General features: G+C 42.1%; 23 protein-coding genes, 3 pseudogenes and 1 riboswitch. Of the genes and pseudogenes, 19 read left to right on the top strand and 7 right to left on the bottom strand.

Going from position 1 to position 24,298, the window contains the following annotated elements; genetic code table 11:
- Positions 1-11: 11 nt before the first annotated feature.
- The 5 genes and pseudogenes from QFZ78_RS04945 to QFZ78_RS04930 form a co-directional block, all read left to right on the top strand.
- Positions 12-461, top strand: a pseudogene (locus tag QFZ78_RS04945) (family 43 glycosylhydrolase); the annotation flags it as partial.
- A gap of 415 nt (positions 462-876) precedes the next feature.
- Positions 877-948 (top strand): annotated as a pseudogene (locus QFZ78_RS38400) (PEP-utilizing enzyme); the annotation flags it as partial.
- 5 nt (positions 949-953) lie between these two features.
- Entirely contained in the window at positions 954-1,160 is a 207-nt protein-coding gene (locus QFZ78_RS04940) for a hypothetical protein (protein ID WP_307545914.1), read from the top strand.
- A gap of 470 nt (positions 1,161-1,630) precedes the next feature.
- Entirely contained in the window at positions 1,631-3,679 is a 2,049-nt protein-coding gene (locus QFZ78_RS04935) for a hypothetical protein (RefSeq protein WP_307545912.1), read from the top strand.
- Entirely contained in the window at positions 3,676-3,969 is a 294-nt protein-coding gene (locus QFZ78_RS04930; RefSeq protein WP_307545910.1) for a hypothetical protein, read from the top strand. Before QFZ78_RS04935 ends, QFZ78_RS04930 begins: the two co-directional genes overlap by 4 nt.
- Positions 3,970-3,984: 15 nt before the next feature.
- Here QFZ78_RS04930 and QFZ78_RS04925 read toward each other — a convergent pair whose 3' ends face one another.
- The 3 genes from QFZ78_RS04925 to QFZ78_RS04915 all read right to left on the bottom strand — a co-directional run bounded on the left by QFZ78_RS04925 (position 3,985) and on the right by QFZ78_RS04915 (position 6,165).
- Positions 3,985-4,614, bottom strand: a complete 630-nt coding sequence (locus tag QFZ78_RS04925; RefSeq protein WP_307545908.1) for a hypothetical protein — start codon at positions 4,612-4,614, stop codon at positions 3,985-3,987.
- A 763-nt stretch (positions 4,615-5,377) separates the two neighbouring features.
- Positions 5,378-5,902 carry a hypothetical protein gene (locus tag QFZ78_RS04920; RefSeq protein ID WP_307545906.1) on the bottom strand — a complete coding sequence of 175 codons (525 nt, stop codon included), beginning with the start codon at positions 5,900-5,902 and terminating at the stop codon, positions 5,378-5,380.
- The gene (locus QFZ78_RS04915; protein ID WP_307545904.1) at positions 5,899-6,165 is read right to left on the bottom strand and encodes a DUF4236 domain-containing protein; all 267 of its coding nucleotides are present in this window, start codon (positions 6,163-6,165) and stop codon (positions 5,899-5,901) included. Before QFZ78_RS04915 ends, QFZ78_RS04920 begins: the two co-directional genes overlap by 4 nt.
- Positions 6,166-6,529: 364 nt before the next feature.
- On the opposite strand from QFZ78_RS04915, the gene QFZ78_RS04910 reads away from it, so the two are divergent.
- The 6 genes from QFZ78_RS04910 to QFZ78_RS04885 all read left to right on the top strand — a co-directional run bounded on the left by QFZ78_RS04910 (position 6,530) and on the right by QFZ78_RS04885 (position 10,204).
- Entirely contained in the window at positions 6,530-6,964 is a 435-nt protein-coding gene (locus QFZ78_RS04910) for a hypothetical protein (RefSeq protein WP_307545901.1), read from the top strand.
- 103 nt (positions 6,965-7,067) lie between these two features.
- Positions 7,068-7,421 carry a hypothetical protein gene (locus QFZ78_RS04905; RefSeq protein ID WP_307545899.1) on the top strand — a complete coding sequence of 118 codons (354 nt, stop codon included), beginning with the start codon at positions 7,068-7,070 and terminating at the stop codon, positions 7,419-7,421.
- A gap of 561 nt (positions 7,422-7,982) precedes the next feature.
- Positions 7,983-8,717, top strand: coding sequence for a beta-galactosidase trimerization domain-containing protein (locus tag QFZ78_RS04900; protein WP_307555491.1), 735 nt, complete (start codon positions 7,983-7,985; stop codon positions 8,715-8,717).
- Positions 8,718-8,834: 117 nt separating this feature from the next.
- Entirely contained in the window at positions 8,835-9,014 is a 180-nt protein-coding gene (locus QFZ78_RS04895) for a DUF6431 domain-containing protein (protein WP_307545897.1), read from the top strand.
- 235 nt (positions 9,015-9,249) lie between these two features.
- Positions 9,250-9,807: a DJ-1/PfpI family protein gene (locus tag QFZ78_RS04890; protein WP_307545895.1), complete on the top strand. Its 558-nt coding sequence runs from the start codon at positions 9,250-9,252 to the stop codon at positions 9,805-9,807.
- 85 nt (positions 9,808-9,892) lie between these two features.
- Positions 9,893-10,204 carry a P-loop NTPase family protein gene (locus tag QFZ78_RS04885; protein ID WP_307545893.1) on the top strand — a complete coding sequence of 104 codons (312 nt, stop codon included), beginning with the start codon at positions 9,893-9,895 and terminating at the stop codon, positions 10,202-10,204.
- A 565-nt stretch (positions 10,205-10,769) separates the two neighbouring features.
- On the opposite strand, the gene QFZ78_RS04880 is transcribed toward QFZ78_RS04885, so the two are convergent.
- From QFZ78_RS04880 to QFZ78_RS04870, 3 genes and pseudogenes are all read right to left on the bottom strand, one after another.
- Complete coding sequence (locus tag QFZ78_RS04880) at positions 10,770-11,369, bottom strand: NADP-dependent oxidoreductase (protein WP_307555488.1); 600 nt, start codon at positions 11,367-11,369, stop codon at positions 10,770-10,772.
- A gap of 3 nt (positions 11,370-11,372) precedes the next feature.
- A pseudogene (locus QFZ78_RS04875) lies at positions 11,373-11,648 on the bottom strand (alcohol dehydrogenase catalytic domain-containing protein); the annotation flags it as partial.
- Positions 11,649-12,634: 986 nt separating this feature from the next.
- Positions 12,635-13,501, bottom strand: coding sequence for an AraC family transcriptional regulator (locus QFZ78_RS04870; protein WP_307545891.1), 867 nt, complete (start codon positions 13,499-13,501; stop codon positions 12,635-12,637).
- 193 nt (positions 13,502-13,694) lie between these two features.
- On the opposite strand from QFZ78_RS04870, the gene QFZ78_RS04865 reads away from it, so the two are divergent.
- Positions 13,695-16,442 carry a family 78 glycoside hydrolase catalytic domain gene (locus tag QFZ78_RS04865; protein ID WP_307545890.1) on the top strand — a complete coding sequence of 916 codons (2,748 nt, stop codon included), beginning with the start codon at positions 13,695-13,697 and terminating at the stop codon, positions 16,440-16,442.
- Between the two features lie 163 nt (positions 16,443-16,605).
- Here QFZ78_RS04865 and QFZ78_RS04860 read toward each other — a convergent pair whose 3' ends face one another.
- Positions 16,606-17,688 (bottom strand): stalk domain-containing protein, encoded by a 1,083-nt coding sequence (locus tag QFZ78_RS04860; protein WP_307545888.1) that lies wholly within the window; start codon positions 17,686-17,688, stop codon positions 16,606-16,608.
- Between the two features lie 277 nt (positions 17,689-17,965).
- Here QFZ78_RS04860 and QFZ78_RS04855 point away from each other — a divergent pair, with 277 nt between their 5' ends.
- The 7 genes from QFZ78_RS04855 to QFZ78_RS04830 all read left to right on the top strand — a co-directional run bounded on the left by QFZ78_RS04855 (position 17,966) and on the right by QFZ78_RS04830 (position 24,261).
- On the top strand, positions 17,966-18,169 hold the full coding sequence (locus QFZ78_RS04855) for a hypothetical protein (protein ID WP_307545886.1): 204 nt from the start codon (positions 17,966-17,968) through the stop codon (positions 18,167-18,169).
- A 117-nt stretch (positions 18,170-18,286) separates the two neighbouring features.
- A riboswitch (cyclic di-AMP (ydaO/yuaA leader) is annotated at positions 18,287-18,423 on the top strand.
- 689 nt (positions 18,424-19,112) lie between these two features.
- The gene (locus QFZ78_RS04850) at positions 19,113-19,697 is read left to right on the top strand and encodes a GNAT family N-acetyltransferase (RefSeq protein ID WP_307545884.1); all 585 of its coding nucleotides are present in this window, start codon (positions 19,113-19,115) and stop codon (positions 19,695-19,697) included.
- 314 nt (positions 19,698-20,011) lie between these two features.
- On the top strand, positions 20,012-21,004 hold the full coding sequence (locus QFZ78_RS04845; protein ID WP_307545882.1) for a S41 family peptidase: 993 nt from the start codon (positions 20,012-20,014) through the stop codon (positions 21,002-21,004).
- A 232-nt stretch (positions 21,005-21,236) separates the two neighbouring features.
- Entirely contained in the window at positions 21,237-21,641 is a 405-nt protein-coding gene (locus QFZ78_RS04840; RefSeq protein ID WP_307545880.1) for an NUDIX hydrolase, read from the top strand.
- Positions 21,642-21,732: 91 nt separating this feature from the next.
- Entirely contained in the window at positions 21,733-22,272 is a 540-nt protein-coding gene (locus tag QFZ78_RS38395; protein WP_373461101.1) for a reverse transcriptase domain-containing protein, read from the top strand.
- Positions 22,194-22,550: a group II intron maturase-specific domain-containing protein gene (locus tag QFZ78_RS04835; RefSeq protein ID WP_307555486.1), complete on the top strand. Its 357-nt coding sequence runs from the start codon at positions 22,194-22,196 to the stop codon at positions 22,548-22,550. Before QFZ78_RS38395 ends, QFZ78_RS04835 begins: the two co-directional genes overlap by 79 nt.
- 331 nt (positions 22,551-22,881) lie before the next feature.
- Complete coding sequence (locus QFZ78_RS04830; protein WP_307545878.1) at positions 22,882-24,261, top strand: ABC transporter substrate-binding protein; 1,380 nt, start codon at positions 22,882-22,884, stop codon at positions 24,259-24,261.
- Positions 24,262-24,298 lie beyond the last annotated feature (37 nt).

Raw genomic sequence — 24,298 nt, 5'->3', positions numbered from 1 at the left:
GGAATGATGAGATGACCCATATTACGAACCCAATTTTGCCCGGATTCAATCCCTGTTCCTTCTATTCTTAGGGTAGATGATAATTACTATATTGCCACATCCACGTTTGAATGGTTTCCCAGTGTTCAAATTCATCATTCAAAGGATATTATACATTGGCAGCTGCTTCGTCACCCACTATCAAGAAAGTCTCAAATAAATATGGAAGGCATCTTGGATTTCGGTGGAATCTGGGCGCCATGTTTAAGTTATCATACGGTGTTTATTATTTGATCTACACGGATGTAAAAAGCAGAATTGGAGCTTTCAAGGATACCCATAACTATTTGGTAATAGCTACAGATATTAGTGGGCATTGGTCAGAGCCTATTTACCTAAACAGTAGTGGATTCGATCCGTCTTTGTTTCACGACGATGATGGGCGCAAGTGGCTCGTCAATATGCTTTGGGACGGGAATAAAGTAAGACCTGTTCAAAAATACGAGCAATTCACAAATCATATAATAAAAGGTTGATCTACCGATGCAATGTAGATCAACCTTTTTTTGTATTTTTATTAAGAAAGTAAATGTTTGTTTTAAAAGTAAATAAGCGCGTTTATGTAGGAACATTTGCGTCGTTAGATTTTTTTTCCGACAACAAAAATTGTTCGACAACTATAGGAGGACAAGAACATACATTCATTAGGATCCGCGCGGTGCGCGGGTTTTTCATTTTAACGATGAAAGTTCTTGTCCAAATGCTCAGACATGAACTTACATCGTTACCCGAGTAAAGACAAGAACTTACAATCTTAACCGTCGAGGTTACTTAACGGAGCTTCAACACGATTGCAGCATGCCAAAGATTGGTAGGACTGTAACCGAAAATAGGGCTGGAGAAAATCTCCTAGCCGAAGCGATAGTTGATCTGCCTGTTTCTTCCGGAGTTATTGAGGGAAGAGCACGTGGCACATGCTGATCGACCAAATTTCCACGGTCTACAATCAGATCGTCTCGCTCATTTGTAAATATTACAGCAACAGCGATGCTAATCTCGATATCGAATATTTGAGCTACTTATCAAATCGTTCGCCATTACGGCTCCATCGAACAGCTGTTCGAGAGGATCAAGGCCATATTCGAGCAGCGAGCCGGAGATATGCTGCCGATTTCCAATGAAACGGTGAAGAAGATTATCGACGATATCGATTCCAGCTTTACGGAGGACATTTTACTCGGCTCTTTATCCAAGCAATTTAATATTAATCTCGGTTATATTAAGCACACTGATTAAAAAGTAAACGGGAAAAACCTATACGGATTATGTGGTCAGCAAGAGATTGAATTTAGCCAAAGATTTGTTGAGCGACGCATCGTTGTCCATACAAGAAATCATGGAGCGCGTGGGGTATAAGGATTAATTCCATTTCAACAAGCTGTTCAAAAAGCATTACGGCAACACGCCAAGCAAATATCGAAAAATATAGCGCCTTTCAATAATGAACACCAAAATATAAAAATACAGACATATGATATGGTGGGGCAGCGGCTATGATGTCCTTAATTAGGGGGGGGGATTACCTATAGTCGAACCGAATGAAACCGCTTTATTTATGGTTGATTTTAAGACGATTTGAAGGAGGAGAAGTATGAGTAAAGGTCTGTTTAAGCCAGTCATGAAGATCGCCGGTCATGCGAAGCGAGCTTTGGCAGTCGGTCTTATATCCGCATTGATTATTCAGATTGTGGCGTCAATGTCGGCAATTGCGGAATCGACTGAAACGACGAATGCGACAGCTGGATCTACAGCAGCAAATGCGAATGGTTATTTGGACAAGCTTGTTTTCGGCAATTCCGCTTCTGAAAGCGCACATAATTTTATTGGTCACAATACAAGCACCATCACCGGCTTTATGGGCGAGCCTGCCCGGGTATCGAACCCGAGGGTTCCGGCTGCAGGGCAAGGCGGAGACTTGACGTTTACGATGAAGGTCGATCCGTCTCTCCGCAACTATCTGACCGTGAAGTTCTCGGGAGAAGAAAGCAGCTCGGGCTATACCAGCATGGTCAACATTAACGGCGAGCAGGTCGGTTTTTTTGCGTACGGAGATCATGAAGCCATTAACAAAGGCTGGATGCTGCCGAACCGCTTCTACTACAATACGATCATGCTGCCGCTTGAGTCGACGGCAGGGAAAGAAATCGTCGAGATTACGATCAAAACGTGGGGGAACAGCAGCTCCGCCTCAAGAGGCTATTACAATGCCTACACCCACACGCAAGCCGATATCAACGTGGATGGGGAAAAGCAGGGCTATAAATTTAAGGCCGATCAGAATCCGGATACGATGCTTCCGCCGGATTTGACGGATGAGGAGAAAAAGGCGAAAATCGACGGCTACACGCAGGGTAATATTAACCTGTTCAACAATTTGTCCGCGAAAGTGGACGCCGGTGCGGGCGGCAAAATGTCGATCATTCGTTATCAGGATGAATTGAAATTTTACGCGAGTGCTTTGAAATACAGCTGGTCTCCGGCGAAGACGCCGGAGGAGAAAAAGGCGGCGCTTCAGCGCATTTTCAAAACGATCGACAACCATGTCAAGGATTATTACGGGAATACGAGACTCGTGCTGCGGGGCGGACACCAAGGCGACTGGGGCGGCTACTACGGCGCGCTCGGGGAAGCGATGTACATCGTAAAGAACCTGATTAAAGACGATTCCATCAATGGGAAAGCAGCGTTCAACGCGTTCCTGGATGAGCCGTTCGTCACCGGAACCGTTGCGGGAGAGTTCTCCCTGGCAGGCGCGGACTGGAACGGCGGCGAGCTGACGCGCCGCGAAGCGTGGGAGCGGGTTCTGAAAGCCAATTTCGACTTTGCCCGCACACGGCTTTCCTATATTTATAACCAGGTGCTCTATACGTACGAAGGCGCATGGGAAGCTCACGAAGGGTTGCGTTTGATCGGTTCACCGTTCTTTGAAGGCAAAGAGCGAAGTCATCAAATCTTGCTTGAATCATTGGGGATTAGGCCATTCCTCGGTGAAGAAGTGTTGGTCGGTCCCAGCGGCGAAGAGCTGGATCTGTATCATTCCCTGTTCTACCATGACGGGCAGGCGCAGTTCACGGACGATTTCGTCCACATTGTCGGCAAAGGGCTTGCCAAGAGCAAGCTGGACGAGAACGGCAACGTGGTGCGCCGCAAGCCGTACGATGAACATTACACCGGCTTGACGGAGGCGGGGCTTACAAGGGAAAACGGCTATGTCGCCAATTATGGCGAGGCGGCAAACTATGTTCTGAATTATTACTATAAAACCTTGAACCACGCCGGAGACGAGGAAATCAATGACGAAATCTTGAAAGCGGCGCTGAAAAGCATCCATGCCCGCGGATTTGTCCGTTATTCGTCTTTGGATGGCGACGGAAAACGAGTGATGAGAGCGGAACAAGTCACGGATGAGCGAAACTCGGGTCTCACCGGTTTCCCTGCTTATGGCGCGAGAGTGGGCCTTGGAATGGGAATGCAATATGCATCCCTGGAAATGGCGATGTCCCAAAACGAGCAAAGATACAGCGGTCCCGAGTGGGACGAGTACTGGCAATATGCGAAGAGGCGGTCGGTTTTGTGCAGCAGCAGCTTGCGGATCATCAGTTGTTGCATACGAGTGACTTCGGACATAGAGGAACGATGAGCGGACCGGATTTTCTGCTGTCGGAAACCTGCAAATATATCACGGCCGATCGGGCCAATTACAGCCGGTTTGGCGGCAAGGTCATGGCAGGGGCTGTCCTACCGCAAACGGATTTCGATTCTTACAAGCCCGAAGAAATTGCTGCCCTGGGCGTCAATCAGGGCGACTACGAGAGGTTTGCGTGGGCGGACATCACTTCCATTATACCTGCATTTTCCAAGCAAATAAATGAATGCAATCTTGAAAACCAAAGAGACTGCAAGTTAGTCCCTGCGGTCTCTTCCTCTTAGAGAAGCTATCATTTTCTAACGCAAACAATTAGCCAGACATATGGCGTTTGCAACGCTACAGGCAATTAAGCAAGGCGGGAAAAAAATGGAGCAGATGTTATTACATTGAAAAAAAGCTATTGAGCAATTAACCTGACAATCACCACTTTGCGTAGGTCTGTTCTTCAAAAACAATCGGACTTCTCTGCTCAGCTTCGCAGATACCCGCCGAATAGCTCGTTCCAAGTTTGGATCGATCGTTACCGTTAATATACCTCCGTTCTGAAAACGTATGGAATCCGGGCCGCTGCATTGCCCGTTACGGCAGCGAATGGTAAACGGAACGATTCGCTTGCCATCGATGACACCGCTAACATTCACACGGTTTCCATTGACCGTTAAACGGAATCTGGCCGTTCTAAGCCCTCGAATATCAGTTCCGGCAGATATGGTGATAATTGTCGTTTTAACGTTTATCGCCCTCGTCCTAATGGTCGCCAATCTATGGCCGTTCAACCTGAAATCTCTCAGATTTTGGTGCACCCCGCGATTCGGATTCGTGATGGATAAATAAGATTCGTTCAGAGTACCTACACCTTTTGCAAATAGACTGGTGTTCGCAAAAAAAACGGTAGTTCCATTTACTTCTTTTAATTGAACTGCCATTTAATCAACCTCCTCTGCATAGTTGCTAAATATCATATGTAAACGAGGAGATCTTTGTCTGGGGGGGGAGCCTGTCATCATGGAAATAGGTGCAGACGAACAAATATGACCGTATCGCTCCGATTGAAATCACAATATTCTATCGCTTCAAGACCTTGGCCGGGGCTGAAATCAGTCTGTAGAACGAAGACGAGGGGCATTCATTCCTTGTAAATCGTAATAAAGGTGGTTATCTAATCTCATGAATCCTAAATCGATGATACTCTTGGGGGCGAATATGGTATGGGCCATCAATTGGAAAATGCGGTATAATAAGAAGAAACAATAATGAAATGGGACATGTTTTTTTATATGATATTAGCGTACTAAATACGATTTTCATTCGCTAACTAAACAGAATTCCAGCGGACATTAGATTGCAGCATAATGTTAAAATGATAGATTCGGGGAATGCTATTTTCATAGGAAGGTGTTAATATGGCACTTTTAAAGAAAAAAGCTCTTATTAATCAATATCATTTTCTTATGTACATAAAAACAGGAGACCAACAACACCTGAAGAAATTAAAAAAAGATAGATGAATCGCTAATAATGAAGATTCTGACTACGAAAACACGGCCTAGAAATATAAGCCGTGTTTTCGTTATGGTTTTAATAAAAACCGTCAAAATGTTCATGACGGTGGGTCGGGGTATCTTAATGATGTTCTCAATGTATATTAGTCGTGGAAGGGAGGACACATATATCGGTTCGGTATGTGATCTACGATATTCGGTTAACGGGTTCGAAGCCTGCTGTTTTCTTGAACTTCATTTGGTGATCGAAGTTGCTAATGGTGTCCGAGCAATCAAGGGCATCAAAGTTAAGGCCCTGAATGGCAGAGCGATGGATCTTCACCGATAAGAGAGGTACACTTTCCCGATGCCCCGTTGCTGAATTCAGACGTTCATCCAGCGCATGTATGATGACTTGGTTAAGCGGTAAGAGTGCGAACAGATCCCGGGCGATCCTTAGAACGCAGCTGCACACGTACTCCTGTTGAAGATCATAGTATTGGCTTTTGGACATTTCTTTCGTAGAAATTTTTCCAGATTTGGTTAGAGATATGATATCTTTTGGAATCACTTCTTCTAGACGAACGTCGAATTCTACCTCTAGTTCATATGACTTCTCAGCAAAAAACTCGAACCCTTCGTATTCGGTGAGATCATCCAGTGGCGCGAACTGCTCGATGACGACAAAATATGATTCAATATCACCCTTCAAGACCTTAAAGGCAAGTTTCACCCAGCCTTTCGTTGATATGCAGGGCTCCGGTAAGATCTTGCTGCACCGCCGTGAGATGACTGATAATATAAGCCAGTGCCAGGGATACTTGCGGTTGTTGTTCGCCGGCCACTAGAATGAATACTGTGGCGGAGCCCTTTAACACCAAAACTTATGCCTAACCCACCTTGACTTGCGTTTAAGCGTAACCTAGAGCGATTTTGAAACTCTTGCGCCAACCAAATCCCATGAATACACCGTCCTGTGAATGAATTTATTAGCATGTTTATCTAACTGTCCGAATTTAACCTATTCCTAACCAATCAAAATACACTTTTCATGAGAGTGCTCTCTCACTACCGACACATAGCACTCCACATGTGTCGGATACACAGTGTGAACAATCCATGGAGTGGGTAATATTCGCTGATTACTACTACAACAAGAATAATGACTATTAAAGACGAACACGAGAAAACAAAAGAATTCTTGCCCTAATTGCAGCGGGAAACCGCAGGGGAACTGAACCATTTAAACAACTGGCATCTTTATAATATAAAGTATTTGGGTAGTGGATGGTAGCCGTGACCTCTAATAAATCCAAACATACATCTAAAGTATCTAAATTTCGAAAGAAGGGATCATTTAGTGAAGAAGTCCGGAAATTTCAAGCTAAAAATAAGAACTCAATTTAGTTTTCATACTAATGATCATAATCTCAATCGTATACTTAACGGTATTGCCAATGGAAAAGCAAATATTACAGCATATTGCCAAACCCAAAAAAACAAAATGAATTCAGTCAAACTTGTCGTTGGATCCTCTGATTCCGAAAATTTCAGAGAGAATAACGTTGTACGGGAGGTACTACGTTCCCTAGGTATTATGTTTCGTGAGAAGAAAGTGATCCAGATCCTTAATATTGTAGCAGGGATACCGGGTGTCATAAGAAGCATATATGGAGCCTTATTTCGCAAGGTCAAAGTAAGTGCCTTTTATGACGGTGAGGAGAACGCTTCAATTGTTAGTGTATCGAACATTAAGCTAGCTATACAAATCTTAAAAAAACTTGCCATTAGCTAACTCCGCATTATGATCGGTATGCAAGACAGGTGAGATGTTAGCCGTGTCAATCTATGATTCACAACATATCATATTTCATCTGCAGATAGGGGGTGAAGAACCTTTGGCAATGAAAAAATTTTCAACCGGTCCCATAAATAATCTTACTTTTGGCAACAAGATTGTTTCGAAAAATATTATTATTAATGCCAATCATCGTGGTGTGAACGACCAGGAAAGAGTTAACGTCAAAGTATATGCATTAAATGGAAGACGGAGATTGATTGCCTCTCTCTCCTTTATAGTCGGCCCGTTGTCTTCTGCGGTTAAATTCATTGATGTTTCTAAGACGAAGGCGTACGAGGTGCAATTTTCGTCGATCGATAAAGATATAACGTTTGCTGTATGGGGTGTCAGTCCTACAAACAAATATGTAGCGGCACATCGCGTCGTACATTCGGAGCTGACACGTATATAATGATATTCGTCACCGCCCGATAGGAAAGTCACGCTAGGTTTTTGACCATGTCCTGAGCAACGACGACACTAAGTAAGTCATGTGTTGTAAAAGGACAAGAACATATATCTATAGAGATCCGCGCGCTGCGCGGTTTTTTTATTTTAAGGATACAAGTTCTTGTCTTTTACGCAAGACAAGAACTTGTATCCTTTTCCGATAGTGGACAAGAACATACATCCTTTGCCATGGTCGAGTTAGAGGCATAATATTACACTTTAAAGGAGTGTTATGGGGTCACCATTAAATACCATATATGGTATTATTTAATCAATAAACAAAAAATGTGCTAAGAACATATATCTTATGCCGAATTATTGTACAAGAACATATAACAATTACCGTAAATATAGTCAAGAACTTATATCGTTAGCTGATTTTTTAGACAAGTACAACGTATTATTGCCACAATGTGAAATGAAGCAACAAGGTGAAATGAAACAACAAGTAATTGTTAACAATCTCTTCTGTGATGGTCGATGGAAGGTCATTGCCTGTTGAGCTCCCTATTATTTCGACAATCTGAAAATGTACCATCGCGCTTTGACCAAATTAGGCGTCATGACAGATGTGGTGAACACAACAGATGATTTGAGCGGTTATCGACTTATTGTTGCGTCATCTCTCTATTTACTGGATCAACGCATGACTAATGATTTGGAGAACTGTGTAAGGAACGGAGCTACCTTAATTCTGACGAATCGTACCGGCGTAAAAAACATGAACAACGTTTGCTGGATTAAACCGTTGCCCGGTCCGTTGGCTGAAGCGGCAGGAGTGTACGTGTCGGAATATGATCCGATCGGAAAAGATGCTCATACCATTCGAATGAAAAAAAATGGGAAAACGTATTCGTGCAGACAATGGTGCGATATTCTTGAGCCTTCCGGCGCGGAACCGATCGCTTGGTACGAAGACGATTTCTTTGCCGGCAAACCGTCCGCAACCGTCCATTCTCTTGGAAATGGCACAGTGTATTTTTTGGGGACCATCGCAGAGGAGAACTTTTATTTAGACTTTTTTCAGGATGTAGCTGATGGTGCCGGTGTGAACCGTTTCGCTGGTCTGCCTGAGGGGGTTCAAATTGCGGTTCGGAAGAAGGGGGATAAACGTTTTTTGTTCTTATTGAATCTCACACGAAAGCAACAGTCGGTAATTCTCGGTCATGAGTATACAAGCCTTCTCTGGGAAAGGCAAGTTGGACCGTCGTTGGTCATGGAGCCTTACGGGGTGGAGATTGTCGAGCTTGCTGAGTAGCCAAAGAGAGGATGGGGACATAACAATGGGAAACAAGCTCTGTTACCAAACCGTGCCGAGTCATTGGGACGAAGGTCTGCCCGTAAGCAACGGAAGCTGGCAGCATGGTCTGCGGGGATGAAGCTGCTGGTCATTCGCAGGCTTCATTGTTCGCAATGCCTTAAGATCCATCATGAACTACCAGACTGTATCGTTCCTTACAAACGTTATGAATCAGAGAGAACATATAAGCTTAAAAGTCGTGTAGTTGCGGCTTTTTTTGTTTTAACGATATATGTTCTTGTCAAAAGTCAATGACAAGAACATATATCGTTTGCCGAATGATGCCAAGAACTTGTATTGTTATGCGTAATTGAAAACCTTTCTCAACAACAGGTTAAATTAGATGAAATTCAAAACGTAAGCTGGAAAGGGGCAACGATTGAGCTAACGGGCAGCATAGTTCTATTCAAAATTTAATGAACATAGAATATCCTTCCTAAGGAAGGAGTATGAATTTGAAGGGAGAGTTTTTTAAAAAGGAGTGACATTTATGTCAAAGAAAATCTTGATTTTGACAGGTGATGCGGTAGAAGCCTTAGAAGTGTATTACCCGTACTTTCGGATACTGGAAGAAGGTTATGAGGCCGTAATTGCTTCGCCGAAGAGAAAAGTGCTGCGCACTGTCGTGCATGATTTCGAGGGATGGGATACATACTCAGAAAAGCCGGGCTATCAACTTGGATCGCATATCTCATTTAGCGAAGTCATTCCCGAAGAGTACAACGGCTTGATCATTCCGGGCGGCAGAGCTCCCGAATACATCCGACTGGACAGACATATCCCCAGAATCGTCAGTCATTTTTTCGATATGAACAAACCCGTTGGCGCGATATGTCACGCTGTGCTTGTGCTGATTGCGTTGAATAAAAAATGGTACTTTGAAGGGCGAACCATGACCGCCTATCCTGCCTGCCGTTTCGATGTGGAAAATCTGGGTGCCATCTATACAAACAAAACGCCATATGTGGACGGAAACCTTGTATCAGGACAATTATGGCCGGATCTTCCCGGTTTCATGAGAGAGTTTCTTAAGCTCGTGAGGATTTAATGCACAACATCTTTTGCTACCAGAGGTTTATTTCTACCGTATAGCGAGAAATTAATAAAACCTACCGTAGGATCACGATCACCTAATGTATTACATGTTGCTGTGGCTGTATGCTTTTTTTAAGAAGGGGGTTAAACTCTCCGGTAGTCAGAAGCAGAGGTTTGCAATGGCTCGGGTCATTCTATGTGGCGCGCCGATCATTGTTTTCGACGAAGCAGCATCACAGTTGGATCATGAACCGGAGAAAGAGATTCATTTCATGATCGATCGGCTAGCCGGCGAGAAGACATTTATAATCATCGCACACCGGCTCTCATCGATCATTGGCGCGGACCATATTATTTTTATCAATAATGGAGAAGTGGAAGGGCAGAGGTATCATGAGTATTTATGGTAAAACAGTGAAACCAACCGTTCCTTGTTTCGCAAACCGATTAATGTAGCTAGTGCATGAATGAGATGATGGTGTGGATACATGCTTTTTGTTAACAGGTAAACCCTCGGATGGGGAAAGGCGAATCAGTATATACTATCTAAGAATGTTTGTAAAAAATTCCAATTGCAATAGCTTTTCGCTTCGTCTTCTTTTAAGTGGTGAATTTTGAAAAATTTTTGTCTAGGTCTAATTTGCAGTATTGGTATAACCGCGACAACTGCTGTTTATGCATAACATATTGAATGCCCAGATTGAACTAACGGAAACTATAGTTGAATATTCAACTAGAACAAGGCTGCCGGCATGAACGGCAGCCTTTCGTTCACCTAACGGGCAGTTTAGTTGAAGATTAATTCCGGTGAACATACCATAAGTGAAGATGAAAAATTTTCTTGGGGGAAGTGACCAAACAATACGACTAGCCAGAATAGTTTTATGTGAATGAAGAAAACAACACTTAGTGTGGTATACACTCGTGTTGCTCTCGTGTTTTAATATCCAAACTTCTATTTCATACATGTTGTTGTTAGATTGAGTTTATGTGCAGCAAAATTCTTCCGCGTCCATGTCTTGCTTCGCTTTTCTCCAGTGCTTTATTAGCTTGGTTTAGCGGGAATATGGAATCAATCGCTGCTTTAATCGTACCGTCGGCAATTAATTCCGTTAAGGTCTGCAGATTCGCGTATGTTGGGAATTTGGTGTTAAATTTAGCTGTAACGCCATACTTTTGAGCGTTCTCTTGAGATGGATCCTGAGTCAAAGAGACGAGAATGCCTCCCTTCTTCAGAACGGCCCATGATCGATTCTCGGTCTCGCCTCCAATGGAATCGACGACCAGATCCACTTCTTTGACGACGTCTTCGAAAGCCGTCATGGTATAATCGATGACTTGATCCGCACCCAAAGACTTGACGAAGTCCATGTTAGAGGTTGAAGCCGTAGCGATCACGGTTGCTCCCTTCCATTTGGCCAGCTGAACGGCAAACTGTCCAACGCCGCCTGCTGCAGCATGAATGAGAACGGTTTGGCCAGACCGGAGTTCACCTTCAGTGAACAACGCTTTCCAAGCCGTTTCGGCTCCTGCTTTAATCGTTGCTGCATCTTCAAAGGTGAGAATATCGGGCATCTTAACTAATTCCTGGACTTTCGCAATGCCATATTCTGAGTAGGCTCCTCTAATACTACCAAAAATGCGATCACCGGGCTTGAAATCCGTTACACCTTGCCCTACTTCTTCGACAACTCCAGAAGCGTAAAATCCAGGAATGTAGGGGAGGGTTACAGGAAAAACTTCTTGAAGCCAACCGTTACGGATTTTATAGTCTAGCAAAACAGAAGGAGGGGATTTTCGTGGATATTTTATTTCCCTTACTGATTTTTTCTTTATGATGTTATTCCTAAGCACACTTCGTGCGTTGATAAATAAGGATGAAGAAAATAGTACACTACTTACTATTGCTTCCTCTGTATTGTTTGGATGTTTATTTTGGGTTTTATTGTTACGCTAACGGAAAACGATAGCTGAGTAATCTGGGAGCAGATCGCTGCGGCCGGCAGCTGTTCTCTTTTTCAATGAAGTAGATACTCTGTGAGGTATTAAGCCAAAAAAAATCAAAGGTGAAAAATGAACAAGAAAAAATCAATATTTTATTTTATCTTAGCATCATTTTTATTCGGCGGAGCCATCTGTCTATTCAAGAGCTTCTTTTGGACTTTATTCTTTTTAATATTTATAGGTTTTCTATTAACAATCAAGATATCAGATGAAAGAAGAAGTTTCGGGAAACAAATGTTTAGTGCGTGTTTAGGTCTTTTCTTTTTCGGATGGCTCGCAGTTTTGGTCATTTTGCTGATTAAAATATTCATAAGCTACTTATATTACTCGTTAATCTAACGGGGAACATTAGTTTAACAAGTCGTCTGATTTCTGATTTTATTTAATTTGTCGGAAGTACTTCAAAACTAATTTGTAATTGAGGCAATTTGGCCGAAAATCCACTTCAAAACTTTATTTGTCATTTTGTTTTCACCAAAAAAGCCAGAAAACCCTTGAGTTTACTGGATTTCTGCACTTCAAAACCAATTTGTCTCCCAACAGAAGGATATCTTTTGTTGAAGGACAATAAAGTCTTGAAGTAAACAATAAAGTTTTGAAGTAATAAGGCGTTCACTCTACTGGGTGAGCGCTTTTTTTAGCAGGGTGGGGGGAGGCGATGGAAAGGATACACCATACCCTTTCTAAAGCCGAATGTCGTTCCTGGTTTTATCATGGTCTGATAAAGTGGTTGATATTAGAGAGCAATACCCACTTATTCCGATAGAAAGGAGCATCGAGATTGCTGAGCAATTAAATAAAGGTGGCGCAGTAAAGGGATAGATCGAAAGATCGATCTATCGGTAAAGCTTGCGATATGTGCTTGGTGTTTGACCAACTATTTTTTTGAAAATGGTATTGAACGAATCGATATCACGGTACCCGACTTGCTCTGCAATTACAGTGATTTTGTAATCGGAGTCTCGAAGCAGTGTACAGCTCCTTTGGACGCGACAATTTTGCAGATAGGAACCGAAGGATTGGCCGGTATGCCGCATGAATATGCGCTGCAAATTTCGACTGCTCCACTGTGATAATATCGCCAAATCAGAAAGCGTAATTGGCTCGTATAAATGGTTCTCAATGTACTGGAGTACTCTAGAAAAGTCGGCAGCTTCTGTTGTCGGCTTATCTACTTCTCCGAACTTCTGTCTGTAAACGGCAACGACTAACTGGGCTAAGAGTGTTTGAAGCATGGTAGTAGAGCCAATACAGGGAGCAGAGACTTCGCGGTAAAGCTTCATTATGATGTTTTCAAATGAATTATCGCTATCGAAGATAGAGAAATAGGTTGAAGTACCGTCCGCGAGAGAGCTGAGATGTTCCCTGATTGGAGAATCATGAAGTAGGAGATATAGATGATCCATCATTTGGGTATCAAAGAGACAATTATAGACGATCAATTGATCGCCTGAAGATTTGGGAGAGGACGGCCGAAATACATGTGACACCCCGACAGGGATCGCAAAGAGTTGACCTTTATGTACAGGAAAAGTTTCATTTTCAATATGGTGGAAGCCCTTTCCCTCAGCCACATAACAATATTCGATAAAGTCGTGAGTGTGGAAAGGAACACTAAAGTCTTCAACAAAGCGATTTACATGTAGATGTAAGTTACTCTGAACGAAACTTTCACTTTTAAAAAGTTGAACGGATTTATTCATTAAAGTTCCTCCTCTTCAACGTCATAGTCATGATTATAAAATAATAAATGGTTTGAGTCTAATGAATGTTTTTAAGAAATGGCATTATTTCAGGGTAATTATGACCGAATTGCCGGGTATTTCTTACAATCAGATAGATATAATTATGCTAGAGGACACATTTTATATATTGTTGAGAGGAAGGCATTCACAAATGAATATTACGAATATGTTGGTACAATATTTGAAAAATCCTTTAGGAATAGAAACAAAAAATCCATTATTGAGTTATACACTCGAGTCAGAAGATCAGAATCAGTTTCAAACCGCGTATTGTATTTTGGTATCTTCAACGAAAGAGTTGCTGCATAAAAACATTGGAGACTTGTGGAATTCCGGAAAAGTATCACATGAAAATAACTACGCCATTGCGTACGGTGGAGCTTTACTTTCATCAAGGCAGGAACTGTTTTGGAAGGTGAAGGTATGGGATAAGAACGATCTAGAGTCGGAATGGAGCGATATTGCTTCTTGGGAAATGGGGCTTTTAGAACAGAATGATTGGAAAGCACACTGGATTGGACAGGGAGATACGGCAGATTGCAACAAATCAGCAGCACCACAAGTAGCCAGAGATTTTCAGGTATCCGATGTGAAAAATGTTGTCAAAGCTCGTGCTTATGTGAGTGGATTGGGCTTATTTCAGGCAAGCATGAATGGCGTGCAATTAGATGATACTTTTTTTAATCCAGGTGAGAGCGATTATTCCAAAACCGTCTACTATGTCACGTATGATATAACCCAGCAGTTGAAGAGTGACACGAATGCGTTCGGTATCCTAATTGGGAATGGGCAGTATGTTAATTTTAGAGTTAACCCTACGATGATGCTGGATGAAACAACCGAGGCTCCTGAACATCGTTACCAAAAAAATGATTCAAAATACGTCAGACAAGGACTTTACGGTGAAAAGAAAGTCATCGCTCAGATCGAAGTTATCTATGAGGATGGAAGTGTAGAAATAGTTGCAGCGACAGATGATGCTTGGCAATTAACAGACAGTCCCATCACCTTTAACAACTGGTATGGCGGCGAAGATTATGATGCAAGAGCGGAGTTACGCGGTTGGAACGAGCCTCTTGCTGATCGCACAGGCTGGCAGCAGGCTGTCATCATGGAACAACCGCTGGGAAGCTTGAAAGCTAGAGAATTTATTCCTGTTCGGATCATAGAGAAATTATCAGCAGCTTCTGTCACAAGACTGGAGAATGGGAATTTGCTCGTGGATATGGGCATCAATGTTGCGGGATTCCCCGAAATCATGCTCCCTGGCATGACAGAGGCGGACAGAGGAACTGTCATTGAGATGTATCCTGCAGAGATCTTGAATGATGAAAAAACGTCCGTCGATCAGTCCTCCTGCACACAGAGCTGGAGTCAGAAATATCATTGCAGTATTAAGAATAGTTATACGGTAAAAGGAGATGGAGATGAGAGATGGCATCCTTCATTTTGCTATCAGGGATTCCGGTATGTCGAGGTTTCCGGCTTTATGTGGGATGCAACAGTCGATCAATTTTATTGCTGCATATTACGTGTTGCGAATGAGAAAACAGGGATGTTTGAAACCTCGAATCCGGTATTGAATCAAATTGATGAGATCACCAATCGTGCCATTGAAAGCAATATGTTTTTCTCATTTACGGACTGCCCGCAGATTGAGAAAATAGGTTGGCTAGAAACCACGCATTTGATGTTTCGGTCCATGTCAGCGGGATATGATATCCGTTCATGGATCCCAAAAATCGTCCAAGATATGATTGATGCTCAGACCAACGAAACAGATAACGTGAATGGGGATACCGAAGAGCTTGGCTATATGCCTGCCATTGCACCTGAATATTTTCGAATCGACGGTTTGAATCGTGACCCGAACTGGGGTGGGGCCTGTATCTTGACACCTTGGGAATATTATCAGATCTATGGCGATTGTTCCATATTACAAAAGGCTTACCAGACGATGAATAAATATATCATGTATTTAGAAACTCAAACCCAGAACGGCCTGTTAGCGGGCTACGCCCAAATGGGGGACTGGGGGCAGTTACATGAAAACACCCCAGTAACACTGGTAGAAAATTGCGCTTACTATTACTTACTGAGCACGATGGCTAAGATTGCAGCATTGACAGGGCATTTCGGGGATGTAATGAATTTCGCCGCTAAGGCTGAAAAAGTAAAGGAGCAGTTTCATCTGCATGCGGAGTGCTACCAACCGGAAAGCCGCATTTATGGTAATGGTAGTCAAGCAAGCTATGGATGTGTTCTATTCAGCGGCATCATTTTAGAAGAAAATAATGAGATTGCGGTTAATCGACTTGTAGAAGCCGTCCAAATCCGTGATTATCACCTTTCGTCAGGCGAAGTGGGCTTAAAGCAAGTGTTTGCTTCGCTTGGGAAGTATGGGAAAAACGATATTGTGTATAAAATGGTTATGAATGATACTCAGCCAAGCTATAAGTTCTTTGTTGATAATCACTTAACTACATTGCCTGAATACTGGAACTATGAGGAATTATGGATGGGTATGGTAAGATCAAGAAATCATGCCATGATGGGGCATGTAAAAGAGTGGCTTACCTCCAATGTATTAGGAATACGAATGGCAGAACCAGGGTATCGAAAGATTATAATTGAACCAACTTTGACACAGACAGTTGAAAAGGTTAAAGGATGCGTATTAAGTCAATACGGTTTGATAAGTGCGGAGTATTGCCGGAATGGTGAGGAAATAGGTTTGGAAGTAAAGATACCGGTTGGAGTTGCCGCCGATATTGGTTTGCCAATCGTAGGTTCTGGAGAGTTAACTACGAATTGTAGCGAGTATCGTATTCAGAGAAGGGGGCAGACGTATTGGATTCAGTCTGTAGGGTCGGGCAATTACACATTTACATTAAAATAGAAGTAAGCTAAGCAGAAATGCCTGTTTTCATTCGAAAACAGGTGGGGGGGCTCCTTACTATATGGGCTACAAATATGTAGTGGTCCGTTAGGGTTCTATGCCCTTAGAAAAAAAAGCCATGGAATTCAATGGAAGCTGAATTTCATGGCTAATTAGAAATCGTTTATCTTCTAGCGTTAAAGCCGATAAAAGCTTTTGTGTTGAAATCGAATACGACTGTCAACGGTCCAAGCAGCTCATCTTGGTCTGTGCTGTAAGTAACCGTCACGAAATTGCCGTTCGCAGCTTGAACGTCTGCGAGCAATTTCTTCTGCTCGTCTGTGGAAGCCAATACGCCTACCTCATTAGAGGAGACGATTTGAACGGCTGCTTCGTCTTGCTTCGTTGTAATATGGGACGCTTGCTCCTTCACTTGCGCCCATGCCAAGTTTCGGTATCCCTGCGCTGTCTCAGGCGACATTTTCGGAGTGCCTGTTACAGGCGCTTGAGCCTGAACAACGAGGAGGAACACAGGGCTTTGCGGAGGTAGGCTTTTCGTTTCAAATGGACCGTAGTAGGCTTTTACTTTCGTGCCGGCTTTCAGGTCCTCCCATTTCACGGATTCGCCTTGAGACGTCATGACGCGAGTTTCTTTACCGCCGTTAAGTACCAAATTGTCGCCTAATTGAACTTGCCAGCCATCATCCGTATGTTTTACTTCTTTGATTGTATCTTCTTTGACTGAGCGGTCTGCGTGAACGTTAATGCTTACAGCTTGCGCTTGGCCCGGATAGCTCATCGCCATTGCTGGTCCGAACTCGGCGTCGATTTGAGTACCGGCTTTAAGATCGGCTGCAGTTAGCGTTTTACCGTCTAGGCTCTTGATGGCAGTCGATTTGTCTACGGTTAAAATGACCCATGTGCTGCCAAGCAGCTCGATGCGGGTATTACCGTCTTCCTTAGCCTGTACGCTTACGATCACACCGGATGCAGGCATCAGGTCAGCCGCTTCGTCCAGCTCGATCTCTTTGTTCGCTTCATCGTAATTTACCGTATATCCAAGCTGAGTCGCAGCGTCGCGTACTGGGAGGTACGCTTTTCCATCGATGTAGACAGGCGTTAGCTTGCTGTCTTGTCCATTAACAAGAATCTTTACGTCTTTTTGTAAGTAACCTGTAACCTTTTCTAGCAAATCCTCAGCTCCGACTGCAGCTGTTGTGCCGAGTATCCCAGCCAAAGTTAATATTACAGTTAGTTTCTTCTTCATATCATAAAGCTCCTTCCGATGTTTGAAATTTAGCGTCAATCATGTTGACAATCCATCAGACGGAGATCGGTTCGAATAGGTTGCAGTTGTCCAAAATTATGTTGTAATATTTACTCACTCTGGAGCTGTAAGGCTGCACATCTCCATTTTCCATCCCCATGATCTCGCCTGGCCACTCAATCATTAGTTTGATAGGCTGATCAGCCTGTAAACGGGATTTCCGAAAAGGTCGGTAATCTGAATTTCTTGAACTCGAGACGAACGAATTCGCGTTGCGGTGGTTGAAGATCCCGTTGGGCTATGGAAGCAATATGATCGTCAAGTACCAGTACTGGATGTATGCAGGGATGCTTCCGCTTCTGATTTATTAGTTGTTACTAATCCGTGTGTGACGGCGATTCGAGACGGAAGAATTCTCATGATTTTATTGGCGATGGCGATTCTTTCCTCGGAAGAACGCATCGCGAGCTGCTTTCATTAATAAATCAGTTAACCACAGTAAAATTGAACTATTAGTTGAAAATAGACATAATAATTATAAGTAAATATTACTATTGTTTCTATATATGTATTGGGGTAAATTGATAAAATAAGAATGAATCATACTACGCTTAATTCTTTAGATTAAAGAAGCGGGGGAACCAAGTTTTCTGGGGTGAGTACACTTTGTAAGTGTTAGGGTTAACTTTCAACCCGAATCCGTCAGCTAACTTCGTCAGCGTAGAAAGAAAATGAAAGAAACATTAAATGGGTTCTTTATTTTTAGGGCTCTATTCCCTCGCTTCCTTTTTTCGTTCAAGAGAAAAAAGGAGGAATTAAACATGCTTTCGAAAAGATCAAACATTACAACGTCAAGAAGAGATTCTTCACTTAAAGCGACGGCTGGAGGAGTTCGACATTCAATTTTCCAATTTGGTGTATCGGCCATCAGGCTTCGAAACACAGACTTTATTGGAAATAAGCAAAACGGTCGGACAAAACAATGACTAAACCAACTAAGTTTGGAAAGGGAATTAGCGGTTCAACAATTACTAGCCAATCGCATCGGTATTTCCAAAAAAAAATTGAAGGAACATCACAAATTTATCGTAACAATGGCTCATATTTTTGGTTGTCCGTATCCTTGCCTCAGAGAGTACATTAGAAGCAGTATTTTATGAGCTTCGTTGAAGGATAAAGCTATTTTTCGGTTTAATTCTACATTAAGCCCATCATAACCAACTTTTTGATCGTATGTTATGGAAGTCCTTCACATTTACTTCTTAATTCAACTAACAGAAAATGATACTTGAAATACGGCAAGCAGCTAAGGTAGCCTGCTTTTTTCATTGAACTAAAGGATAGGTTAATATTATGATCGGCCTTGCAGAGAAAAATGGTGGCTTATATAATTAAAATATGTTTAGGGGGGGATGTTTAATAGTATGAATCTTCCAATACAGGGAAGTAGACTTCTTTTACGCGATCTCACGGAGCAAGACATAGAGCGTATATATTATTGGGATTATTTAGCTGAAGATCGAGAACATTTAAATTGGAATGGTCCCTATAAGCCGTTGGAACCTCTAACACTTGAGGACTACTACGAGAAGTATAAACGCGATCTTGGTATTACCCAAACTGGAGAGCCCCGCTATCGATTAGTCATTGAGATTGATGGAGAATTAAAAGGAATAACGGGGCGTTATTGGGTTGATGAGAGCACCAATTGGTTCGAAATAGGAATTGCGATATTTGATTCTCGATATTGGTCCGGTGGTTACGGAACGGAAGTTTTTCAAATGTGGATCGACTACCTTTTTACTCAATTAAAGACGGTAAGATTAGGAATTGGCACTTGGTCAGGGAATGAACGGATGATTCGCTTAGCTGCAAAATGCGGCATGATTGAAGAAGCTCGTGTTCGAAAGGCGCGTATAGTTCGGGGGGAATATTACGATGCAATTAAAATGGGTATTCTTCGTGAGGAATGGGAACATCGAAAGCATTCATTGGACACTATAATTTGAAAACAGGCACCATTTATTAAACTAACGAGGAACGATAGTGAAGGAGCTTGCCTGGCGGCAGCTCTTTTTTTTTGTCCATTCAAGTAACGGGCAAGTTATGCGTGGCGATATTACCTTTTGGTCTAATCAGGCTGTATCTGTTATATAAAATTTCTTATCTGTTTCATTGCACATTATCAATAAAAGCGTAGTATTTAGGGAGATTTTTTAAAACTGTTATATACATTATATTTTTCTGTATTATATAATAAAAAAGGTAGATATTGGCGTTAATAGTACTTCATAAACTGCCGCTGCGGAAAGGAAGATGCGGGTTGACTACAATTAAACTGGATGATGGTTTTATTAATAATACTGTTGAATCTCTTGCAGTCCTGTTGCTTGATTATTATGTTTTCCCAAACACTGCTGAAATCACGAAGACGGTTCTGCTTGAAAAGCTTTCTGAAGGTGACTTTTACAAGGTGGAGAGCGGCTTAGCCTTATCGCAGAAGATTACGGGTTATATGCAAAAAATAAGTAATGACAAACATTTGGGTCTTCACTTTAGTGAACTTCCGTTACCTCTTCAATTGCACGAATCAATCGCTAATGATGACATCAAATTACGCCAAAAACTTAATAACTACGGCTTCGAAAGGGTAGAGAGATTACCAGGTAATATAGGTTATCTCGTTATTAATGAATTCGTTTATCCAGAGCTTGCAGGTGAAACGGCAGCACACGCTATGAGTTTTTTAGCGAATACAGACGGGTTAATCATTGATCTCCGAAATAATAACGGCGGCTCTTCATTTATGGTGACGTTAATCGCCAGTTATTTGTTGGATGGTTCCCCACCAGTGCATTTAAATGATCTTTATTGGCGATTTTACGATGCCACACAATCATTTTGGAGTTTGCCCTTTGTGCCAGGGAAAAGATTCGGCTCGAGTAAGCCTGTTTATCTTCTGACCAGTCAAAAAACAGGGTCCGGCGCTGAAGAATTCGCCTATAGTCTACAAGCAATTAAAAGAGTTAAGATTGTTGGCGAAAAGACTGGCGGAAAAGCAAATCCAGGCAGTATCCATCGCATAAATGACCATTTTCAGGTCTTTATCCCCAATGGACGTGCGATTAACCCGATAACCAAAGATAACTGGGAGGGCATAGGAGTTTTACCGGATATCGAGAGCAACAGTGATGAAACTTATGAGAAGGCATATCAATTGCTCCTCCAACATATATTGCAACACTTTAGCGAGAATTCGGAACCTGGACGAGAGCAGTTAATGGCCGATATCAAAAAAATATTGAACCTTAGATAGGTTAAAGTCCTGCTATTAAAGATCAAGAATAGTTGGTGGATAGCACCCTGATACACAGGTTTTTGTCCAGTTCATTGCGTTAACGGTGAACGATAGTTCAAGTTCAATAGATAATACTAAGAACGGCAGTCATTATATGAACTGCCTTTTCTGTATTAACAGTCTGATTAGTTTGATGCTGCTAAAATGGGAAATGCGGTAAATAATTATTAAATTGAGGTGGGTAATACAATTGGGATTTAATGATACTTTTAGGTTTGGCGTTCATGCAATAGTATCTAACTCAGAAGGTCATGTACTTATATTAAAGCGAACATATGGAAATATGGGTTGGAGTTTACCTGGTGGTGGTGTCGACCCTGGTGAAACCATTCATCAAGCGTTACTTCGTGAGTGTCATGAGGAACTCGGGATAGAAGTTCAGAACGTAGTATTAACAGGATTTTATTATCATAGTAGTATCAATGCACAAGTTGGAATATTTCGCTGTTACATACCAGAGAATGAGGAGATCAAACTTAGTTCTGAGCATTCCGAATATAAATGGTCACACTTATCTGAATTAAGTGAGGTTCAGAGGATACGGGCTATAGATGCTTTGGAATATCAAGGACAAGTAATAAGTCGTGCCTTTTGAATTATATGTATATAATTGATTAACCTACCGAGAAACGAGAGTTAAGTAATTGTAACAAAATTGAAATCTTATATTCATGCATCATTAATGAATCAAGCCTATAATAAAACTTAACCCCCTTTTAAATATATATACTCAGACCTTCAGCCCATTGCTGTGGGTCTCTTTTTTACTAGCTGGCGTGATGAAGGAAGGGATTTGGCACAAAGCGGAAATCGGAAGTCCGCAGGGCGGAGTGATATCTTCGTTACTCGCCAATATCTATCTGAACTACCTTGATACAATTTGGGAAAAGCGGTTTTCTCATCTTGGAAAACTAGTTAGGTATGCTGATGATCTAGTCATTCTATGCAGGTTGAAACCGCAGGCACTCGAATCAATTCGAATCCTTAAGTCCATCTTTGGGAAACTGGAACTAACCATAAATACTAGCAAGTCGAAGTTAGTACGTCTTTGGAAGAACGAAGACGGGTTTGACTTCCTTGGTTTTCACCATCGAAAAATGCCGTATCTTCATAAAAACGGAGTTATGTATAGGCTTCGAAGTTTTCCATCAAAGAAAGCGATGAAGAAGATGCGTCTGCGCGTGAAGAAGAGACGTCTCCAAGAGGCCGACTCCAATGGTCACTAAAATTGATGGAGGAAAAACTTAATCCGATGATTCAGGGATGGCGTAACTATTACGCTCATCTGGATGTCGATCGGAAGAAGACCAATGGCTTCCTAGCCAAGGTAGACTGGTACATCCTTAGGAGAATGAGGCTTTTCTGGAATAAGAAGCACAAGAAGCACAGGCTAATTTGGAGTGAGATGCATCTGCTGCTTCAGCGTTCAGGCTTGAAAACTGTAAGTACATCATGGGAAATCCGTACTGCCCTGGGTGAAGAACTGTGTATGTTCAAGTATTAACCTCCAACCAAAATATTTGACAAATTAATCATAATTTAAGCCAACGACAATGTTTCATTATTAGTATATCATTGGTTTTGTGGAAAAGAAAACGTTTAACTGAGAAAAGAAAACGTTTTTCTGCGAAAATCAAACGATTTTCGAGAAACACAATTTTGGATAATCTTTTCTGTTTACTTGGGGGGATTGCCTGGGGATATTTGAGGGTATTGGAAAGCATAATGACAAAACAAATGAAAATGATGGAGGAACTTACTATGAACGCTTGGCAACCTAATAGTCCTTTAGGGGGACTACCATTTGTTAAATAATAATGAGGGGGTAACTTTTTATGAAATTAAAAGGTAAATTATTATCTGGTGTTCTTGTACTATGCATGTCTTTTTCAGCGATTTTGGTTGGATGTTCTAGTAATGAAAAGAACCCTGAAAGCTCTGCGTCCAATAAAGGACAACAAACTTCTGAGAAAGGAGCGTCTAACTCGTCGGATAAATCCATTACGGTTCTGGTTGAGGGAGGAAGTCCGGCTAATACGGTCGCCACCCAGACGGCGGAAGAATTCAAACAAAAAACCGGATATGATGTGAAAATTGAGACGGTTCCCTACATCGGTGTCTACGACAAATTAAACATAGAAATGAAAGCGAATTCAGGAGCGTATGATGTCGCCACGATTGATATCCTGTGGTTTCCTGCTCTTGCTAAAAACTTGGTAGCCATGGATGACATCATGACGGACGAGGTCAAAAATGATTTTGTGCCAAATGTAGTCGACGGCGGTAAAGTAAACGGTAAGATTTTGGGTATGCCGCTGTGGACGAATTCAAAAATTTTATTGTATCGAACGGATCTGTTTAATGATCCGAAGGAGCAAGAGGCATTTAAGGCTAAATATGGATATGATTTGAAGCCGCCTACGAATTGGCAGCAATACAGGGATGTCGCTAAGTTCTTTACTCGTGATACAGATAATGATGGGAAAATTGAACAATATGGTACAGGCATATTAGGAATGAATAACGGTGATTCGGTTGCCAGTTGGTTGGACCATGCAGCGCAAGCAGGAGCCAAACCGCTCGTTGTAGGCAAAGATAATAAAGCCTTAGTTAACTCGGAGCCATATGTAAAAGCGCTGGAATTTGAAACAAAGATTTTGCGGGAAGATAAATCTGCGCCAGAAGGTGCTCTGAACATGGCCTCTTCTGAAATTTCTGAAATGTTTTGGAATGGAAAAATGGCGATGATGTTAGAGTGGGCTCATTTCTTTATCCCTTCTAACGATCCAGGTAAATCAAAAGTAGCGGGGAAAGTGGGAGCGGCGCCAATGATAGCCGGAGATTCCGGGGTAGGGGTAGTACCTGGGCCTTGGTATCAAGTGATCCCGAGCACGTCCACAAAACAAGATATCGCCAAACAATACGTGAAATTTATTTATGAAAAAAATGAATTGTTTATGAAAGCATTAGGAGTGGCTGCACGAAAATCGGTCTTTGAGAATTACGGCCAAAAACCTGAATATGCACACTTGAAAGCGCTTGAAACTACACTGGCTGCCAGTCAGACACAGAATCGTCCAATATTGCCTCATTGGAACGAAATCGAAAATGAAGCATTAGTCACTGCGATTCAAGTAGCTCTCTCAGGAAAGGAAACACCGCAAGCAGCATTAAACAGAGCAGCAGCAATAATTAACGAGATACAAGGCAGATAAGCGGAATAAGGGGCTGAGGTTCAAGTCCCTTTTTTAA

The sequence above is a fragment of the Paenibacillus sp. V4I5 genome (assembly GCF_030817255.1).
GTDB lineage: Bacteria > Bacillota > Bacilli > Paenibacillales > NBRC-103111 > Paenibacillus_E.
The sequence above is the reverse complement of the archived record's forward strand: the minus strand, read 5'-3'. Positions and strand labels throughout refer to the sequence as shown.